The organism is Marinomonas foliarum (assembly GCF_003337275.1).
In the GTDB taxonomy this organism is placed as follows: Bacteria; Pseudomonadota; Gammaproteobacteria; order Pseudomonadales; family Marinomonadaceae; genus Marinomonas; species Marinomonas foliarum.
In genome coordinates this window covers 71,090-85,635 of record NZ_QPJQ01000015.1, presented here as the reverse complement: position 1 = coordinate 85,635, position 14,546 = coordinate 71,090, and the positions used below count along the sequence as shown (strand labels likewise).

14 protein-coding genes are annotated in these 14,546 nt (G+C 43.7%); 10 read left to right on the top strand and 4 right to left on the bottom strand.

Going from position 1 to position 14,546, the window contains the following annotated elements; translation table 11 throughout:
- Positions 1-113: 113 nt before the first annotated feature.
- From DFP77_RS09800 to DFP77_RS09780, 5 genes are all read left to right on the top strand, one after another.
- Positions 114-1,994 carry a hybrid sensor histidine kinase/response regulator gene (locus tag DFP77_RS09800; RefSeq protein ID WP_114412111.1) on the top strand — a complete coding sequence of 627 codons (1,881 nt, stop codon included), beginning with the start codon at positions 114-116 and terminating at the stop codon, positions 1,992-1,994.
- Between the two features lie 41 nt (positions 1,995-2,035).
- Positions 2,036-3,082 carry a response regulator gene (locus DFP77_RS09795; RefSeq protein ID WP_114412110.1) on the top strand — a complete coding sequence of 349 codons (1,047 nt, stop codon included), beginning with the start codon at positions 2,036-2,038 and terminating at the stop codon, positions 3,080-3,082.
- 192 nt (positions 3,083-3,274) lie between these two features.
- Entirely contained in the window at positions 3,275-3,832 is a 558-nt protein-coding gene (ahpC, locus tag DFP77_RS09790; RefSeq protein WP_114412109.1) for an alkyl hydroperoxide reductase subunit C, read from the top strand.
- Positions 3,833-3,924: 92 nt separating this feature from the next.
- The gene (gene ahpF, locus DFP77_RS09785) at positions 3,925-5,472 is read left to right on the top strand and encodes an alkyl hydroperoxide reductase subunit F (protein WP_114412108.1); all 1,548 of its coding nucleotides are present in this window, start codon (positions 3,925-3,927) and stop codon (positions 5,470-5,472) included.
- A 181-nt stretch (positions 5,473-5,653) separates the two neighbouring features.
- Positions 5,654-6,766 carry an ankyrin repeat domain-containing protein gene (locus DFP77_RS09780; protein WP_114412107.1) on the top strand — a complete coding sequence of 371 codons (1,113 nt, stop codon included), beginning with the start codon at positions 5,654-5,656 and terminating at the stop codon, positions 6,764-6,766.
- Positions 6,767-6,897: 131 nt separating this feature from the next.
- Here DFP77_RS09780 and DFP77_RS09775 read toward each other — a convergent pair whose 3' ends face one another.
- Entirely contained in the window at positions 6,898-7,680 is a 783-nt protein-coding gene (locus DFP77_RS09775; RefSeq protein ID WP_114412106.1) for an SDR family oxidoreductase, read from the bottom strand.
- Positions 7,677-8,003 carry a nuclear transport factor 2 family protein gene (locus DFP77_RS09770; protein WP_114412105.1) on the bottom strand — a complete coding sequence of 109 codons (327 nt, stop codon included), beginning with the start codon at positions 8,001-8,003 and terminating at the stop codon, positions 7,677-7,679. The genes DFP77_RS09775 and DFP77_RS09770 overlap by 4 nt, the downstream gene beginning before the upstream one ends.
- A 159-nt stretch (positions 8,004-8,162) precedes the next feature.
- Between DFP77_RS09770 and DFP77_RS09765 the strand changes: the two genes are divergently transcribed.
- Positions 8,163-8,486 (top strand): winged helix-turn-helix transcriptional regulator, encoded by a 324-nt coding sequence (locus DFP77_RS09765; protein ID WP_114412104.1) that lies wholly within the window; start codon positions 8,163-8,165, stop codon positions 8,484-8,486.
- A 153-nt stretch (positions 8,487-8,639) separates the two neighbouring features.
- The gene (locus DFP77_RS09760) at positions 8,640-8,915 is read left to right on the top strand and encodes a DUF3817 domain-containing protein (protein ID WP_114412103.1); all 276 of its coding nucleotides are present in this window, start codon (positions 8,640-8,642) and stop codon (positions 8,913-8,915) included.
- 105 nt (positions 8,916-9,020) lie between these two features.
- On the opposite strand, the gene DFP77_RS09755 is transcribed toward DFP77_RS09760, so the two are convergent.
- Positions 9,021-9,965 carry an alpha/beta hydrolase gene (locus DFP77_RS09755; RefSeq protein ID WP_114412102.1) on the bottom strand — a complete coding sequence of 315 codons (945 nt, stop codon included), beginning with the start codon at positions 9,963-9,965 and terminating at the stop codon, positions 9,021-9,023.
- A 71-nt stretch (positions 9,966-10,036) separates the two neighbouring features.
- Between DFP77_RS09755 and DFP77_RS09750 the strand changes: the two genes are divergently transcribed.
- Entirely contained in the window at positions 10,037-10,969 is a 933-nt protein-coding gene (locus tag DFP77_RS09750; protein WP_114412101.1) for a LysR family transcriptional regulator, read from the top strand.
- Positions 10,970-11,064: 95 nt separating this feature from the next.
- Here the strand turns inward: DFP77_RS09750 and DFP77_RS09745 are convergent, their stop codons facing one another.
- Positions 11,065-11,406, bottom strand: a complete 342-nt coding sequence (locus tag DFP77_RS09745; RefSeq protein WP_114412100.1) for a zinc ribbon domain-containing protein YjdM — start codon at positions 11,404-11,406, stop codon at positions 11,065-11,067.
- A 217-nt stretch (positions 11,407-11,623) separates the two neighbouring features.
- Here DFP77_RS09745 and DFP77_RS09740 point away from each other — a divergent pair, with 217 nt between their 5' ends.
- Both DFP77_RS09740 and DFP77_RS09735 read left to right on the top strand, forming a co-directional pair.
- Complete coding sequence (locus tag DFP77_RS09740) at positions 11,624-12,949, top strand: DASH family cryptochrome (protein ID WP_114412099.1); 1,326 nt, start codon at positions 11,624-11,626, stop codon at positions 12,947-12,949.
- Positions 12,950-12,951: 2 nt separating this feature from the next.
- A complete protein-coding gene (locus DFP77_RS09735; protein ID WP_114412098.1) occupies positions 12,952-14,520 on the top strand; it encodes a cryptochrome/photolyase family protein in 1,569 nt (522 codons plus the stop codon).
- The last annotated feature ends 26 nt before the right edge of the window (positions 14,521-14,546 follow it).

Here is a 14,546-nt window from a genome sequence, read left to right as displayed (position 1 = left end):
AAACTGGCAGCCAATAGGTGATGTGGAATTAAATCCAGAGCAACACAAAGACGCTGCTTAATTATTTTAGGCGACAACTACCTTGAAAGACGCCGAATGTACCACCACATTTAATGGGTGACCCCTTAAGACTTAGACAGGTTTTACTTAACCTAGGTAACAATGCCATTAAGTTTACAGAGCAAGGTGAAATCATTATTTCTGCGCATGTTTTCAAGCAAAAAGGTGACCTGATTGAACTTCACTTCAGTGTCAAAGACTCAGGTATTGGTATTTCAGCAGAACAGCAAACCAGACTCTTCCAGTCTTTTTCTCAGGCCGACTCATCAACTACTCGTAAGTTTGGTGGCACAGGCTTAGGGCTCGCCATTTCGAAAAAAATCATCGACTTAATGGATGGTAATATTTGGGTAGAAAGTACAGTGAATGAAGGCAGTACTTTCCACTTCACCGTGGCGTTTGAACAGAGCAAGATTCAATCTGAAAAGTTACCTAATTTGCCGCTATCACATCGAGTGCTTATTGTTGATGACAACAGTTCATCACGGGATATTTTGTGTCATATTATTGATAACTTTGGCCTAAGAGCCACCACCGCCAGCAGTGGCAAAGAAGCATTAAGCCTGATTACTGAAAACCAAACTGAGGACCCTTTCTCGTTAGTATTGGTTGATTGGAAAATGCCCAATATGGACGGTGTAGAAACCTGCCGAGCGCTACTCGAAAAACATCAAGGCGACAAAGATTTTCCAACCATTTTGATGGTCACTGCTTACGGTTTAGACGACGCACGGCGAGCCAGTAAAGACGTCAACATTTCAGGTTTCTTAACCAAGCCAGTCACGCCTTCTTCGTTGTTTGATGCCATTATTCAATCCTCGCACTTGGAATACGCGGTACCAATAAAACACACCCTACTTCCTAAAACGAACACTCAATCCTTGGTCGGCGCACACATATTATTGGTCGAAGATAACTTACTGAATTTAGAACTGGCACAAGAACTACTGTCTACTAATGGCCTTATCGTAGACACGGCCCAAAATGGCCAAGAGGCGCTCGATAAACTTAAAGACAATACCTATGATGGTATTCTTATGGATTGCCAAATGCCTGTCATGGATGGATATACCGCCACGAGAATCATTCGGCAAGACTCTAAGTATCATGATTTACCTATCATCTCCATGACAGCTAACGCGCTTGCAGGAGATGAAGAAAAAGTGATTCAGTGTGGCATGAATGACCATATTTCCAAGCCAATTCAAGTCAATGTTATGTTTGAGACATTGCAGAAATGGATCAAACCAAAGCCAACGTCTGTCCAACAAGCTCCATCAGCCCCCACACTCTATCAACAGTCTCTTACACCTGAGGAACAACGTGACTTAGGAAGACTAGTGGGTATTGACCTAACAGTTGGGCTTGCAATAACACAATATGACATCAACTTTTTTTGGCGCTTACTGTTGCGTTTTTATGACTCTCAATCTTTCTTTGTTAAACAGTTTAGTGAACTATATAAAGAGAGTGATAAAGAAGACGCCTTGCGCATGTTACATACCTTAAAGGGTAATGCTGGCAATATTGGAATGACCGATTTAATGCACAAAGCGGCCGAGTTGGAAAATGCTTGCCAGCAATCAGAAGAACAGTTCACACAGGCGCTCAATCAACTTGCAGAAGAGCTGGAACGTGTTCTACTGCCCATTCGATCTCATAAAGATCGGCAAGCACGCCTGACGAGTGAAACACCGTTAGCAACAAAAAAACGACAAAAAATTTCATCAGACTACTATCAAACATTGCTAAATAAGCTGTACGATCATTTATTGAACAATAGGCTGGATGCGGATATTGTTGCAGCAGAGCTTGAAAGCATCATGGAGGGTAATGAAAGCATTGATGTTCTACACAGCATTCGTCAGTCCATCACTCGTTATGACTTTGAGTCAGCCTTAAATAAGTTAAAAGACTTAATGCCAGAACAATAGTGAGTTGCATATAAATCGACATCATAATGGCGGACACTTTCATGTTTACACAGGAACAACACAAGCCTCTCATTCTTATTGTGGATGACACGCCTGAAAATATTGACGTATTGGCTGCAACGTTGCGCAATGATTACGATCTGAAAATCGCCACAAATGGCAAAAAAGCACTGCAAATTGCTCAACAAAGCTCGCCTAAGCCAGAAATGATCTTATTGGATGTCATGATGCCAGAAATGGATGGCTACGAAGTTTGCCGCCGACTAAAAGCCAATCCTGTCACATCAGATATCCCCGTCCTGTTTGTTACCGCCAAAGCCAATCCTTGTGATGAAGAGCAAGGCTTCGCACTTGGCGCCGTTGATTACATCACCAAACCGATCAGCCCTCCGAGAGTAAAAGCGCGTGTTCGCACACATATCGCGCTCTACAATCAAAACCGCCAACTGCAAAAGAAAGTCAAAGAACGTACACTGTCACTGGAACAGAACCGCCTACGCATTATTCAGCACCTTGGGCGAGCCGTAGAGTACAAAGACAATGAAACTGGCGCACACGTTATTCGTATGAGCCATTACTCTAAATTCCTCGCAGAAGCCTATGGTGGCAACCCAGATTGGGTAGAAATGGTATTTAATGCTGCTCCTATGCATGATGTTGGAAAAATTGGCATTGCAGACTCCATCCTCCTAAAACCAGGAAAATTGGATCATGATGAATGGGACACCATGAAGCAGCACACTATTTTCGGAGCCAAGATCTTAGGCGATTGTGATGATGATCCAATGTTAAATATGGCGAAAGTCATTGCGCTTACCCATCATGAAAAATGGGATGGCTCAGGTTACCCATATGGACTAAAGGGCGAAGAGATTCCTATTGAAGGTCGTATCGTCGCTATTGCCGATGTACTCGATGCATTACTTTCTAAGCGCCCATACAAGGCTCCGTGGACACTTGAAGAAACATTAAAGTACATGGACGAGAATGCAGGCCTGCATTTCGATGCTTCATTAATCCAATTACTTCATGCCGTCATGCCCGAAATCGAAGAAGTACGTGCAGCCTACCCTGACGAAGAAAGCTAGTCACTTAACCCCTTTGCTTTAAGAGATTCCCTTGTCTACTTACCTGCTTCTTTCTCCCACTCTATGTTTTCACCACCAAAAATAGTTTTTATCAATCATAACTTTAGTTAATAACAATTTTAACTATAACTCCATTTTCCCTAATATGAGTTCTGTTGGTAACGCACTCAAACACATATTAGGAGAAACACAATGATCAACACACAAATCAAACCATTCAATGCTACGGCTTTTAAAAACGGTGAATTCGTAGAAATTTCTGAAAAAGACGTGCTAGGCAAATGGGCCGTATTCTTCTTCTACCCAGCTGACTTCACTTTCGTATGCCCAACAGAACTAGGCGATGTTGCAGACAACTACGCTGAACTTCAATCTCGCGGTGTAGAAGTATTCTCTGTCTCTACAGACACTCACTTCACTCACAAAGCATGGCACGCAAGCTCTGAAACAATCGGCAAAATCCAGTACTACATGGTTGGCGATCAAACAGGCAACATCACAAACAACTTCGGCGTAATGCGTGAAGGCCAAGGTCTTGCAGATCGCGCGACTTTCTTGATCGATCCAGAAGGCACTATCCAAGCCATGGAAATCACAGCTGAAGGTATCGGCCGCGACGCTCAAGACCTACTTCGTAAAGTAAAAGCAGCACAATACGTAGCCGCTCACCCAGGTGAAGTTTGCCCAGCGAAATGGAAAGAAGGCGAAGAAACACTGACTCCTTCTCTAGACCTAGTTGGCAAAATCTAAGCGGTCGAACAAAGAACAATAAAGGGGTCACACCTGACCCCTTTTTACTCTCAGCACAGTAAATTACTCAATCATATACAGGTTTCATCATCATGTTAGAAGCAAACTTAAAACAGCAGTTGGGCACATACCTGCAAAATATCGTTAATCCGATTGAAATTACTGTGTCCACAAACGGTTCAGCAAAATCAGAAGAATTACTTGAATTGGCTCGCGAAATTACCGAGCTAAAAAGCGACAAAATCACCCTAACGGTAGATGCAAACTCACAAGGTCGTGCACCGCAAATGGCCATCGCGCCAAAAGGCGAAGCAGCACGTGTGCGTTTTGCAGGCATCCCAATGGGCCACGAGTTTACCTCTCTCGTACTGGCTCTATTACAAGCGGGTGGTCACCCATCCAAAGCGGCACAAGAGACCCTAGAACAAATTAAGTCTCTAACATCTAAATTGAACTTTGAGGTGTACATTTCCCTCTCTTGCCACAACTGTCCAGACGTGGTGCAAGCCGTTAACTTAATGGCGGTATTAAACCCTAACATTACCGCGACCATGATCGATGGTTCTTTATTCCAAGACGAAGTAAACGAACGCAACATCATGGCCGTGCCATCTGTGTACCTAAATGGCGAACTCTTTGGCCAAGGTCGCATGACACTGGCAGAAATAATCAACAAAGTAGATACTGGCGCAGCAGACAAACAAGCCGCAGCCTTAGCCGAAAAAGCACCTTACGACATGCTAGTTGTTGGTGGTGGTCCAGCTGGTGCAGCTGCTGCTATTTACGCAGCACGCAAAGGCATCCGCACAGGCGTCGTGGCAGAACGTTTTGGTGGTCAAGTCAGTGATACCATGGCGATTGAAAACTTCATCTCTGTCAAAGCAACTGACGGCCCGAAATTGGTCGCGGGACTTGAGCAACACGTATTAGATTACGATGTTGACCTAATGAAGCTGCAAAAAGCCGTTCGCCTAGAGAAGAAAGAATTCATCGAAGTGGAATTAGAAAATGGCGCGATCCTGAAAAGTAAATCCGTTGTGTTAGCCACTGGTGCACGTTGGAGAGAAATGAACGTACCGGGCGAACAAGAATACCGTAACAAGGGCGTAGCTTACTGCCCACACTGTGACGGTCCATTGTTCAAAGGCAAAAGAACCGCGGTTATCGGTGGTGGTAACTCGGGTATCGAAGCCGCAATTGACTTGGCGGGTATCACAGAACACGTTACCGTGTTTGAATTTGCCGACACCTTACGTGCCGACGATGTATTGGTGAAAAAAGCCAACTCTTTGCCAAATGTGACTATCATCAAAAACGCCATGACAACCGAAGTTATCGGTGATGGACAACGTGTTATTGGTTTAAAATACACAGACCGATTAACCGACGAGTCTCATCTTGTAGACGTGGCTGGGATATTCGTACAAATTGGCTTAGTACCAAACAGCGAGTTCTTAAAAGACACGTTGGAGTTAACGAACAGAGGCGAAATCGTCATCAACGCTCATGGCGAAACCTCTATCCCAGGTGTATTCGCAGCAGGCGATGTTACGACAACACCGTACAAGCAAATCATCATCTCCATGGGTGGCGGCGCAACCGCAGCTCTAGGCGCATTTGATTACTTGATTCGTAACTAAGCAAACAATTAGAGTTATATAAACCGCCCTCTGGCTTAGCTGGATGGCGGTTTTTTTACATTCTATAATCAATAAAAAACTAAAATACCTCAAATAGGGGTAGAGGGAGCACAATACGCAACCTATATTGATTTAATATTAAGTGCACATTTAACCCTTATAGCTTCAAAGAGTATTCGTTATGAATCGCTTATTTAGCCTTAGTCTACTTCTAATTGTGTTATCTGGTTGCGCGAGCCAAAAATCAAAAGAAGCAGATATCCAAATCCATGGAATAACAAACAATGATATGGCGGTGTTAGAAAGCCATAAAGACAACCCCTACATAACAAGTTCAAAGGATGCCCTACCCAGCTATATTGAGTACTCCAACGCCATGGAGGCCGCCATCTACAACCGAAACCTCGACGCAGTGAAATACCTGACCAGCATCAATGCCGCCCATAAAGTTTCTATACGATATTTAAATCTTAACAATCAATGGGCACGCACACCGGTTAATGTCCCCGCTGCAGAGCTGGCTTGCGGAGTCGCTGAGTTCGACATTATGCAAGTATTATTGGAACGCTATCCAGACGACACTCTTAACTACACCAATTGTTTACATTATGTCGTTTCTTCATATTCATATTACCCAGATCACTTTGCTGTGCTAAAAAATCCGGCCCCAACCTTTCGTGATGGGAAAAATACCGCTATTGCAGTACAAAAAATAATAGATATGGGTGGCGATCCAAACAAATTACCTGAATATGGCTCTCCTCTTTATGAGTCCATATTCACTTCTACAACAAACAATTTATTAACCGCTTTACTCGAAAATGGCCTAGACGCGAATATGCGATACTCTTGTGTCCACGGAAAGTGTATGTTTCTCACCGAACTAGGAAACTACCTCGATGAAGTGCAGTCTTCTGAAAGAGCTAGAATACTGGTGAAATATGGAGCAGACGTTAATGTAACCCATAACACTCCAGTCATTGTTGGCTTTAACACTTATGGCTCATACTTATACGAAACAAAAAGTATGAGCCCTTTGCATGACGCAGAGTTTTTTGATCGGAATATATTGGCTGCCACTTTGATTGATTTAGGAGCAGACCCAACACACAAAAATGCAGATGGTTATACCGCTGAAAGCTTTAAAGGCAAATTTGCTGAAATTAAAGTCTTACGTGAAAAACAAGTAGCCATTAATCAACAAAGAGCAGCACAACAAAATCAAGATAGTGGATCATCAGCCGGAGGTACTATCTTAAATATCATGGGAGCCATAGGAGCGGGTGCTTGGTAAACAAGCCAAAAAATTAACTGAATTTTAAATTCCCCAATGAAAATGCCCTCCCATAAAATAGAGGGCGTTTTTTTGTGTGCTAATACTGGCTGACTATCTGGTTCAGCAAGAAGAAACTATGTGGAAAGCTTCTAAGCTGTAGGTACAGTACCGCCATCAACAACGTATTCGGTGCCTGTTATGGATGAAGCTCTAGCCGATACTAGGAAGGTAATTAAGTCGGCAACTTCAGAAGGTTGTGCTGGACGTCCTAAAGGAATACCACCAAGCGAATCCATAATAATCTTTTTACCTCCTTCATAATCCGTACCGGCATGATCAGCAAGCCGTTCAGCAAGTCGAACCGATGCTTCCGTTTCTATCCAACCGGGGGAAACACGCACAACGCGAATGCCTTTTGGCGCCACTTCTTTCGATAAGCTTTTACTGTAAGTGGATAACGCCGCTTTCGCTGCGGCATAAGCGGTAGTCGATTCAGGCAAGGGAAGTTTGTTCTGTATCGATGTGACGTGAACAATAACACCAGAGCCTTTTGTTATCATTGAGGGCAATAACCCTCTATCAATGCGTACCGCAGACAGTAAATTTTGACTCAATGCATTTTCCCACTCTTGCTCATCAAGGACAGAAAAACCTCCACTGGGAGCGCTTGAGCCGCCCAGCACATTGACAACAATATCAACACCACCAAACTTATCTAATACGGTGTTTACTAGCGCGCTACAACCCGCTGCCGTCAGCAAATCCCCTTCTATGTATGAAATGCCTTCTAGGGCTTCTTTAGGAACAGAACGAGCCACGGCAATCACATGCACTCCTGCGTCATGTAACGACTCAACGACCGCCGCTCCCAACCCCTTAGTTCCGCCAGTAACCAAAGCAATACGTCCATTTAACTCAAGATCAAAACTCATAAAGTGATCTCCAACGCGGCAATTTTGTCACCATCCAGCGTGAAAGCGTATTGAAGATTCACAGGACTCCCAGGAAAGTTACCTGCGACCAAACCGGTGACAATCATTTTCTCCTCGCATTCGCGTAATGACTGCGGTTCAACTGTGTAGGTATATTTAGACGATGTGCTCATTTTCCACTGCCTAATTGCATCTAATCCCATATGAGTTTGTCCTTCATCTTTTACCACTGCATTCTCGGAAAAGCAGGCAACAATAGCCTCACCATTTTCCTTATCTGCTTTAAAATAATTTGCGATTGGTTTGGGAAGAACAATTGTCATAGTAAAACTCCTTCACTTAAATTAGTGGCTCAATACAAGCCAAATTGCTGTCTGAGAAGAATGGCGTTAAGCTATCCGGAAAACAAGAACCGACAAAAAAGTAGGGTACTTACTCTGAAGTAAGTTTTTGATCTCATAAGGGCTGAGGCCATAAAAAAAATGACAAAAAAATGGACGCCAGCTTCTGCAGCCGATGGCGTAGAGCAAGTACTAAAAATTCTGGAAGGAAAATGGAAGTTGGTCATCCTCTTCCATCTCTTTGGCGGACAAGTAAAACGCTTCTCTGAATTAGAAAAAGCCATTCCTGCCATCACTCAGAAAATGCTCATTCAACAGCTTCGTCAAATGGAAGCCGATGGAATCGTCACACGAACCATTTATCATCAAGTTCCACCAAAAGTAGAATACCGTTTAACGGACTGGGGTCAGGAACTTTGCCCTGCTCTAGACGCCTTACTAAAATGGGCTGAAAATCAGAAGTGATGTTAATACTCTCGACGTCATTCAACGAATGACTCTGCTGACATGATTCCACTCTTTAAATAACCGACCTTGAAATGAAATTAAACTGTTATTCTGGGGTCTTATTAGCGCTGAATACATTCTTTCAACACACTTCAATAAAAGAGACACAGTATGAAAATGTTACGATTTATCTCCATTTTAGAAGGCACGTCGCTTCTATTGCTGCTCTTCATTGCCGTGCCATTGAAACGCCTGATGGACATGCCGGAATATGTAAGCATCATTGGCCCAGTTCATGGAGGGTTGTTTATCTTGTTTAACATTCTGTTGGCGTTAAGTGTGTCCCGATATGGGGTTTCGTCAAAACACGCCTTGATAGGATTTGTTGCGTCATTATTACCTTTTGGGAGTTACGTGTTTAAGGCAAAAATTTTAAATAAATACTGATCACGTTTTTCGAAAAAAGCCCAAAAAGCAGAGAAAAACCCTTTTCTCTGCTTTTTACAGGCGATTCCTAATTTTTAACCACAAACCTTAGTTAGACGGGCGCTTTTAAGCTTGTTCGTTGGTATCCAGCTCTGATGTAAAAGCATCATCGATAAATCTAACAGCATTTCGTAAAGCGTGATCAGCTTCAGGAAGTAACCCTGAAAAAATATGCCAAACGTGAAACATTCCAGGCCATACTTCTAACGTCGTCCTAACTCGGTTTTCACCAAGATGAGAAGCCAGTCGGGTCGCGCCATGCAACATAACTTCATTTTCACCGATTTGAATTAAGGTTGGTGATAATCCTCTAACATCCGCAAAAATAGGTGATGCATCAGGGTTCGTTGGTAACTCGCCAGCCAAGAATAGAGCCGCTAGCTGGTCGAGAAAATCCGTAGTACATATTGGATCAATGCCATTTCTAATTCTGGCGGAAACACCACAGTGAGTCAGGTCTGCCCAAGGAGAAATAGCAACCGCTGCGGCAGGAAGAGGCAGCTTCGCATCTCTGGCTTTTCTCATAATGGTGACGATCATGGCCCCGCCTGCGGAATCACCGGAAATGGCTAAGGTGCGAGGGTCCCCCCCCTGCTCTAGCAAAGCCCTGTAAGCATTGAATGTATCATCTATCGGCAAGGGAAATGGGTACTCAGGTGCTTGTCGATAATCCGGTACATACACTTGAGCACGAAGCTGCTTAGCATAATGCCCAGCTAACCCTCGATAGGCTTTTACGCCGCCATGAACATAACCGCCGCCATGTACATAAAACAATACTCGACCTTCTATGACATTATCTGGTGTGACTAACATGGTAGAAACACCACCTAGATCAACATGACGAAATGAAACGCCTTCTGGTGCAGGAAACAGTTTATCAAGATCATCAACATAACTAGCGCGGGCATCTGGCCAGCTTATGTCACTTTGGCCTGTCATTTTTTCAATAATCGGTGTGGCCGCTTTTATCCAGCCATTTAAAGCATTTTTCGCATTTTCAGGTAGCATAACGTCTCCTTTATGGTATTTTATTCAACAATCCAAATTCTAAGTCATATCTTGGGGAATAGGTTTCTACAGTGAGCATCCAAAAATTCAGCACACACCATTCGACGGGCAGTATCGAGCTAAACACCATGCGTACTTTTGTGGCTATTGCTGAAGCTGGAAATTTTGTCCTTGGAGGAAAAAAGATGGGCTTAACCCGTTCAGCAGCGGGTAAATCATTAGCGCGCTTGGAAGCCCACCTTGGTACACGCTTACTCCATCGCACTACTCGCCGAGTCTCATTGACCTCCGATGGGCAGTATTTCTATGAGAGGTGCACGCAAATACTCAGCGACATAGAGGATGCAGAAAAAAGTGTTCGACAGGATGACATGGAACCAAAAGGCACATTACGCCTCACTGTAACAGCGGCTTTTGGAAGGATAGTGATATTGCCACTCCTCAATAAATTCCTGAAGCAATGGCCCCATTTAGAAGTAGAAATAAGCTTTACAGACAGAATTGTGGACTTGGTAGAGGAAGGTTTTGACCTAGCAATCAGAATGGGAGATATGCCAAACCAATCTTTAATGATTGCCCGCCCCATTGCTAAATACTCTCCTTATATTTATGCATCGCCCACCTACTTAGCAGAAAATGAGATAACAGAAGATATCACCGCACTAGAAGAGCAGCAGCGTCTCATCTATGGGCTGAATCCCAATTCAAGTGCTTGGCATTTACACCAAGAAAATGGCAAGGATGTCACCATAGCAGGAACACAGCGCCTACGTTTTGATAGTGGTGAAGCCGTGAAAGATGCGGCAGTAGAAGGAATGGGGGTGGCATTTTTGCCTTCTTTTTTAGCCGTCGATGATCTACAAAAGAACCGTCTTGTTAAGCTATTTCCGGAGTATTCAGGCAAGGAGATTCCGATTCATGCGATCTACCCTAATCGCAAGCATCTAGCTGCAAAAGTACGCAAGTTCATCGATATGCTCACTATAAACCTACAAAACCACTAAATTTAACGGGATGACTATCGGATAGGGAAATCGAGAAAGACACAAAAAAGGGTTAGAAAAGACCAAACGAGCCCTATCTAACCCTTCTACAGATCTTAAACGGAAGATTTCTTCACAAACTGAGATTTCAGCATCATTTCGCCGCCGCCATCTATTTTGCAATCGATGTCGTGGTCGCCATCGACGAAACGCTTAATAGTCGCTTTGGTGCCGATTTTTAGCACTTGAGAGGAGCCTTTTACTTTCAGGTCTTTCGCCAACGTCACTTTATCGCCTTCTTGCAATAAGTTACCGCCCATGTCCTTGATAATGAGCGCATCTTCATCAACCACAACTTCATTTGGGTTCCATTCGTGCGCGCACTCTGGGCAAACCAACATAGCTTGATCTTCATACACGTAAGCAGAATCGCATTTTGGGCAATTTGGAAGACTCATATTTATCACTACCTTATAACGTAAACGGGAAATTTTCGCGCATTATAACCCTATTTTCGATATGGTTTTTGCATGCTCGTTAAAATAATTTCTTTTTGAAAGGTTTTAAGCAAAGTTATTCCAAATAACTAACTCAACGCTGATTTGCATCCAATCTAAACCAATGTTCTCCTAAATACGTACTAAGGTTAAGCAAGACAATAAAAAGGATGATGTAATGAAAGTGGGTTTGGTATGGTTTGGAGACGATTTACGCAGCGCAGATCAGAACATATTATGGCGAGCAATGCAGGAAGTGGATTTTCTCGTTTGTTTGTATTGTATGGAGCCTCATCATCAACGCCCAAGCCGTTACGCAACGCAAGGTATGTCAGAAAACCGCCGTCGTTTTTTACAGCAAGGACTCAACGGTCTAAACGCGACATTAGCTAAAGTAGGGCAAACTTTATTTGTCAGTTCGATGGATGCCGACACCAGCTTAAATTTGATCCTCAACGAAGTTCCCATATCCCACCTTTATCGTAACCATCATGGTGGTTGGGACGAGCAACAAACGCTTAAGCGCATCGAAAACCAATATCCTGACGTGCGCATCCAAATAGATCATGGGCTGAGTTTATTCACGCCTTCTCAGCTACCATTTAATTTAACAGGATTACCCGAATCATTCTCAAAGTTTCGCCGCTTGGTCGAAAATGTAGACTCGACAACCCCACTGCCAAGCTTACACAAACTACCGCCTGCACCGAGTTTTAATATCCATAATATTATGCCATGGCAACACCAAATTACTGACAACCACAGTGCCTTTACGGGTGGTGAAGAAGCGGCAATGGATCAGCTAAGCGATTATTTCTCTACCAATCTCCCGAACCAATATAAAGCAATGCGTAATGAATTAGATGGTTGGGAAAATTCCACCAAGCTCTCTCCTTGGCTAGCACAAGGCAGTTTGTCAGCCAGACAAATTAAAGCCAGTCTCGACGTCTATGAACGCGATCACGGCGCAAGCGAATCCACTTATTGGATTTATTTCGAACTGCTGTGGCGTGAATACTTTCACTGGTACGCGACGCGTTATGGTAAACAACTTTTCTTGCCGGGTGGCTTAACAGGAAAACAAACTCAAGGCAGCTATTACGCGGAGCGTTTTCGGAAATGGAGCCAAGGCAATACGCCCTACCCCATCGTTAACGCTTGTATGAAACAGCTCAACGAAACCGGTTTTATGAGCAATCGAGGTCGCCAGATTGTTGCCAGTTGTTTAATCTATGAGTTAGGCATTGATTGGCGTTATGGCGCGGCTTACTTTGAAGAACAACTGATCGATTACAATGTCGGCTCCAACTGGGGGAACTGGCAATATATTGCAGGTGTCGGAGCAGACCCTAGAGGCGGCCGTCATTTCAATTTGGAAAAACAAACTGCACAATACGACCCGAATCAGAATTTTACTCATAAATGGCAAGGCCAAGTCTACGATTCACAATTAGATTCAGTCGATGCCGCTGACTGGCCAATTTACCCAACATCAAGCAATTAATCATGGTACATAATAGCCAACATAAATATCACACTCTGCGCGTTATTCTTGGCGATCAACTCAACGCTGCGCACTCTTGGTTCAAAAAACATGACCAAGGTGTGCTGTATTTGATCGCTGAACTACACCCAGAAGCCACTTATGTAACGCACCATATTCAAAAGCTCTGCGCTTTTTTTCTTGCGATGGAACGCTTTGCTGATGCGCTAAAAGAAAATGGCCATCAAGTATGTTATCTCACTTTAGATGATACCCTGAACCAAAGCTTAGAAGAGGTAATATTCAGTCTTACGGAGCAACACGATATTCTACGTGTTGAATTACAGCGCCCTGATGAATATCGAGTATTGGCACAATATCATGCGCTAACCACCACTAATTCGACGCCAATCTTTAATATAGTCGATAGCGAGCATTTTTTGTTGCCTTTCAACGAAATACCTAGGCTCTTTCACGCTAAAAATCCCGTTCGCATGGAACACTTTTATCGCAAAATGCGCCTACGCTTTAATATATTGATAGACGATCAAGGTCAGCCAGAAGGTGGCCAATGGAATTACGACAACGCCAATCGCAATAAGCTCAAAACTAAAGACTTAACCGATATTCCAGCACCCTTGTGTTTCCAGCATGATGTGACCCACCTACTTGAGCGTATTCAACGCCATCAAATTCCGTCTATTGGTCAAGCTGAATCGACTTTACTTTGGCCTGTCACCAGCCAAGACGCGCTAAATTTACTCGCCTTCTTCTGCGAGCAATTACTGCCGAATTTTGGCCGTTTTCAAGACGCTATGACAAACCAAACGTCCCACAGCTGGAGTTTGTATCATTCGCGCCTGTCCTTTGCTCTTAATGCAAAATTGATCAGCCCAAAGCATGTTATCAAAGCCGCCATCTCGGCTTACCAAGACAATGTCCAAATCGACATTGCCCAAGTTGAAGGCTTTGTCCGACAAATTCTTGGCTGGCGTGAATATGTGCGCGGCATGTATTGGATCAATATGCCTGACTATCAACAACAAAATGCCCTAAACGCTGAACGAGACCTACCAAGCTATTTCTGGAACGGTCAAACTAAGATGAAGTGTCTTGCTAGCGCCATTGGGCAATCTCTCGATTACGCTTATGCCCATCACATTCAACGCTTGATGGTGACGGGGAACTTCTGCATGTTAACTGAGGTTCAGCCTGAGCAGGTCGACGAATGGTATTTAGGCATTTACGTAGACGCTTTGGAATGGGTGGAATTACCCAATACGCGCGGCATGAGCCAATTTGCTGATGGCGGTTGGATTGCCTCCAAACCTTATGCGGCCAGTGGCAGCTACATGCAGAAAATGAGCGACTACTGTGGTGATTGCCACTACAAAGTAAAAGAGAAAACCAGCGAGGAATCTTGCCCGCTCAACAGCTTATATTGGCGTTTTATGGTCAAGCATCGACAACGTCTAGCGAAGAATCATCGTATTGGTATGATTTACGGTAACTGGGATAAGCAAGACGACACACAAAAGCACGCCGTCTTAGAAAGAGCAGAATGGTGTTTAGACAACATTGAATTGCTCTGAAGTTATCGTTCAGCAGTCAAAATAAC

Bases quoted from the DNA above. Each gene is read 5' to 3' on its own strand.
- DFP77_RS09770 (WP_114412105.1), bottom strand. From the start codon at position 8,003: ATGACAATTGTTCTTCCCAAACCAATCGCAAATTATTTTAAAGCAGAT.
- ahpF (WP_114412108.1), top strand. From the start codon at position 3,925: ATGTTAGAAGCAAACTTAAAACAGCAGTTGGGCACATACCTGCAAAAT.
- DFP77_RS09795 (WP_114412110.1), top strand. From the start codon at position 2,036: ATGTTTACACAGGAACAACACAAGCCTCTCATTCTTATTGTGGATGAC.
- DFP77_RS09775 (WP_114412106.1), bottom strand. From the start codon at position 7,680: ATGAGTTTTGATCTTGAGTTAAATGGACGTATTGCTTTGGTTACTGGC.
- ahpC (WP_114412109.1), top strand. From the start codon at position 3,275: ATGATCAACACACAAATCAAACCATTCAATGCTACGGCTTTTAAAAAC.
- DFP77_RS09780 (WP_114412107.1), top strand. From the start codon at position 5,654: ATGAATCGCTTATTTAGCCTTAGTCTACTTCTAATTGTGTTATCTGGT.
- DFP77_RS09740 (WP_114412099.1), top strand. From the start codon at position 11,624: ATGAAAGTGGGTTTGGTATGGTTTGGAGACGATTTACGCAGCGCAGAT.
- DFP77_RS09755 (WP_114412102.1), bottom strand. From the start codon at position 9,965: ATGCTACCTGAAAATGCGAAAAATGCTTTAAATGGCTGGATAAAAGCG.
- DFP77_RS09765 (WP_114412104.1), top strand. From the start codon at position 8,163: ATGACAAAAAAATGGACGCCAGCTTCTGCAGCCGATGGCGTAGAGCAA.
- DFP77_RS09760 (WP_114412103.1), top strand. From the start codon at position 8,640: ATGAAAATGTTACGATTTATCTCCATTTTAGAAGGCACGTCGCTTCTA.
- DFP77_RS09745 (WP_114412100.1), bottom strand. From the start codon at position 11,406: ATGAGTCTTCCAAATTGCCCAAAATGCGATTCTGCTTACGTGTATGAA.
- DFP77_RS09800 (WP_114412111.1), top strand. From the start codon at position 114: ATGGGTGACCCCTTAAGACTTAGACAGGTTTTACTTAACCTAGGTAAC.
- DFP77_RS09735 (WP_114412098.1), top strand. From the start codon at position 12,952: ATGGTACATAATAGCCAACATAAATATCACACTCTGCGCGTTATTCTT.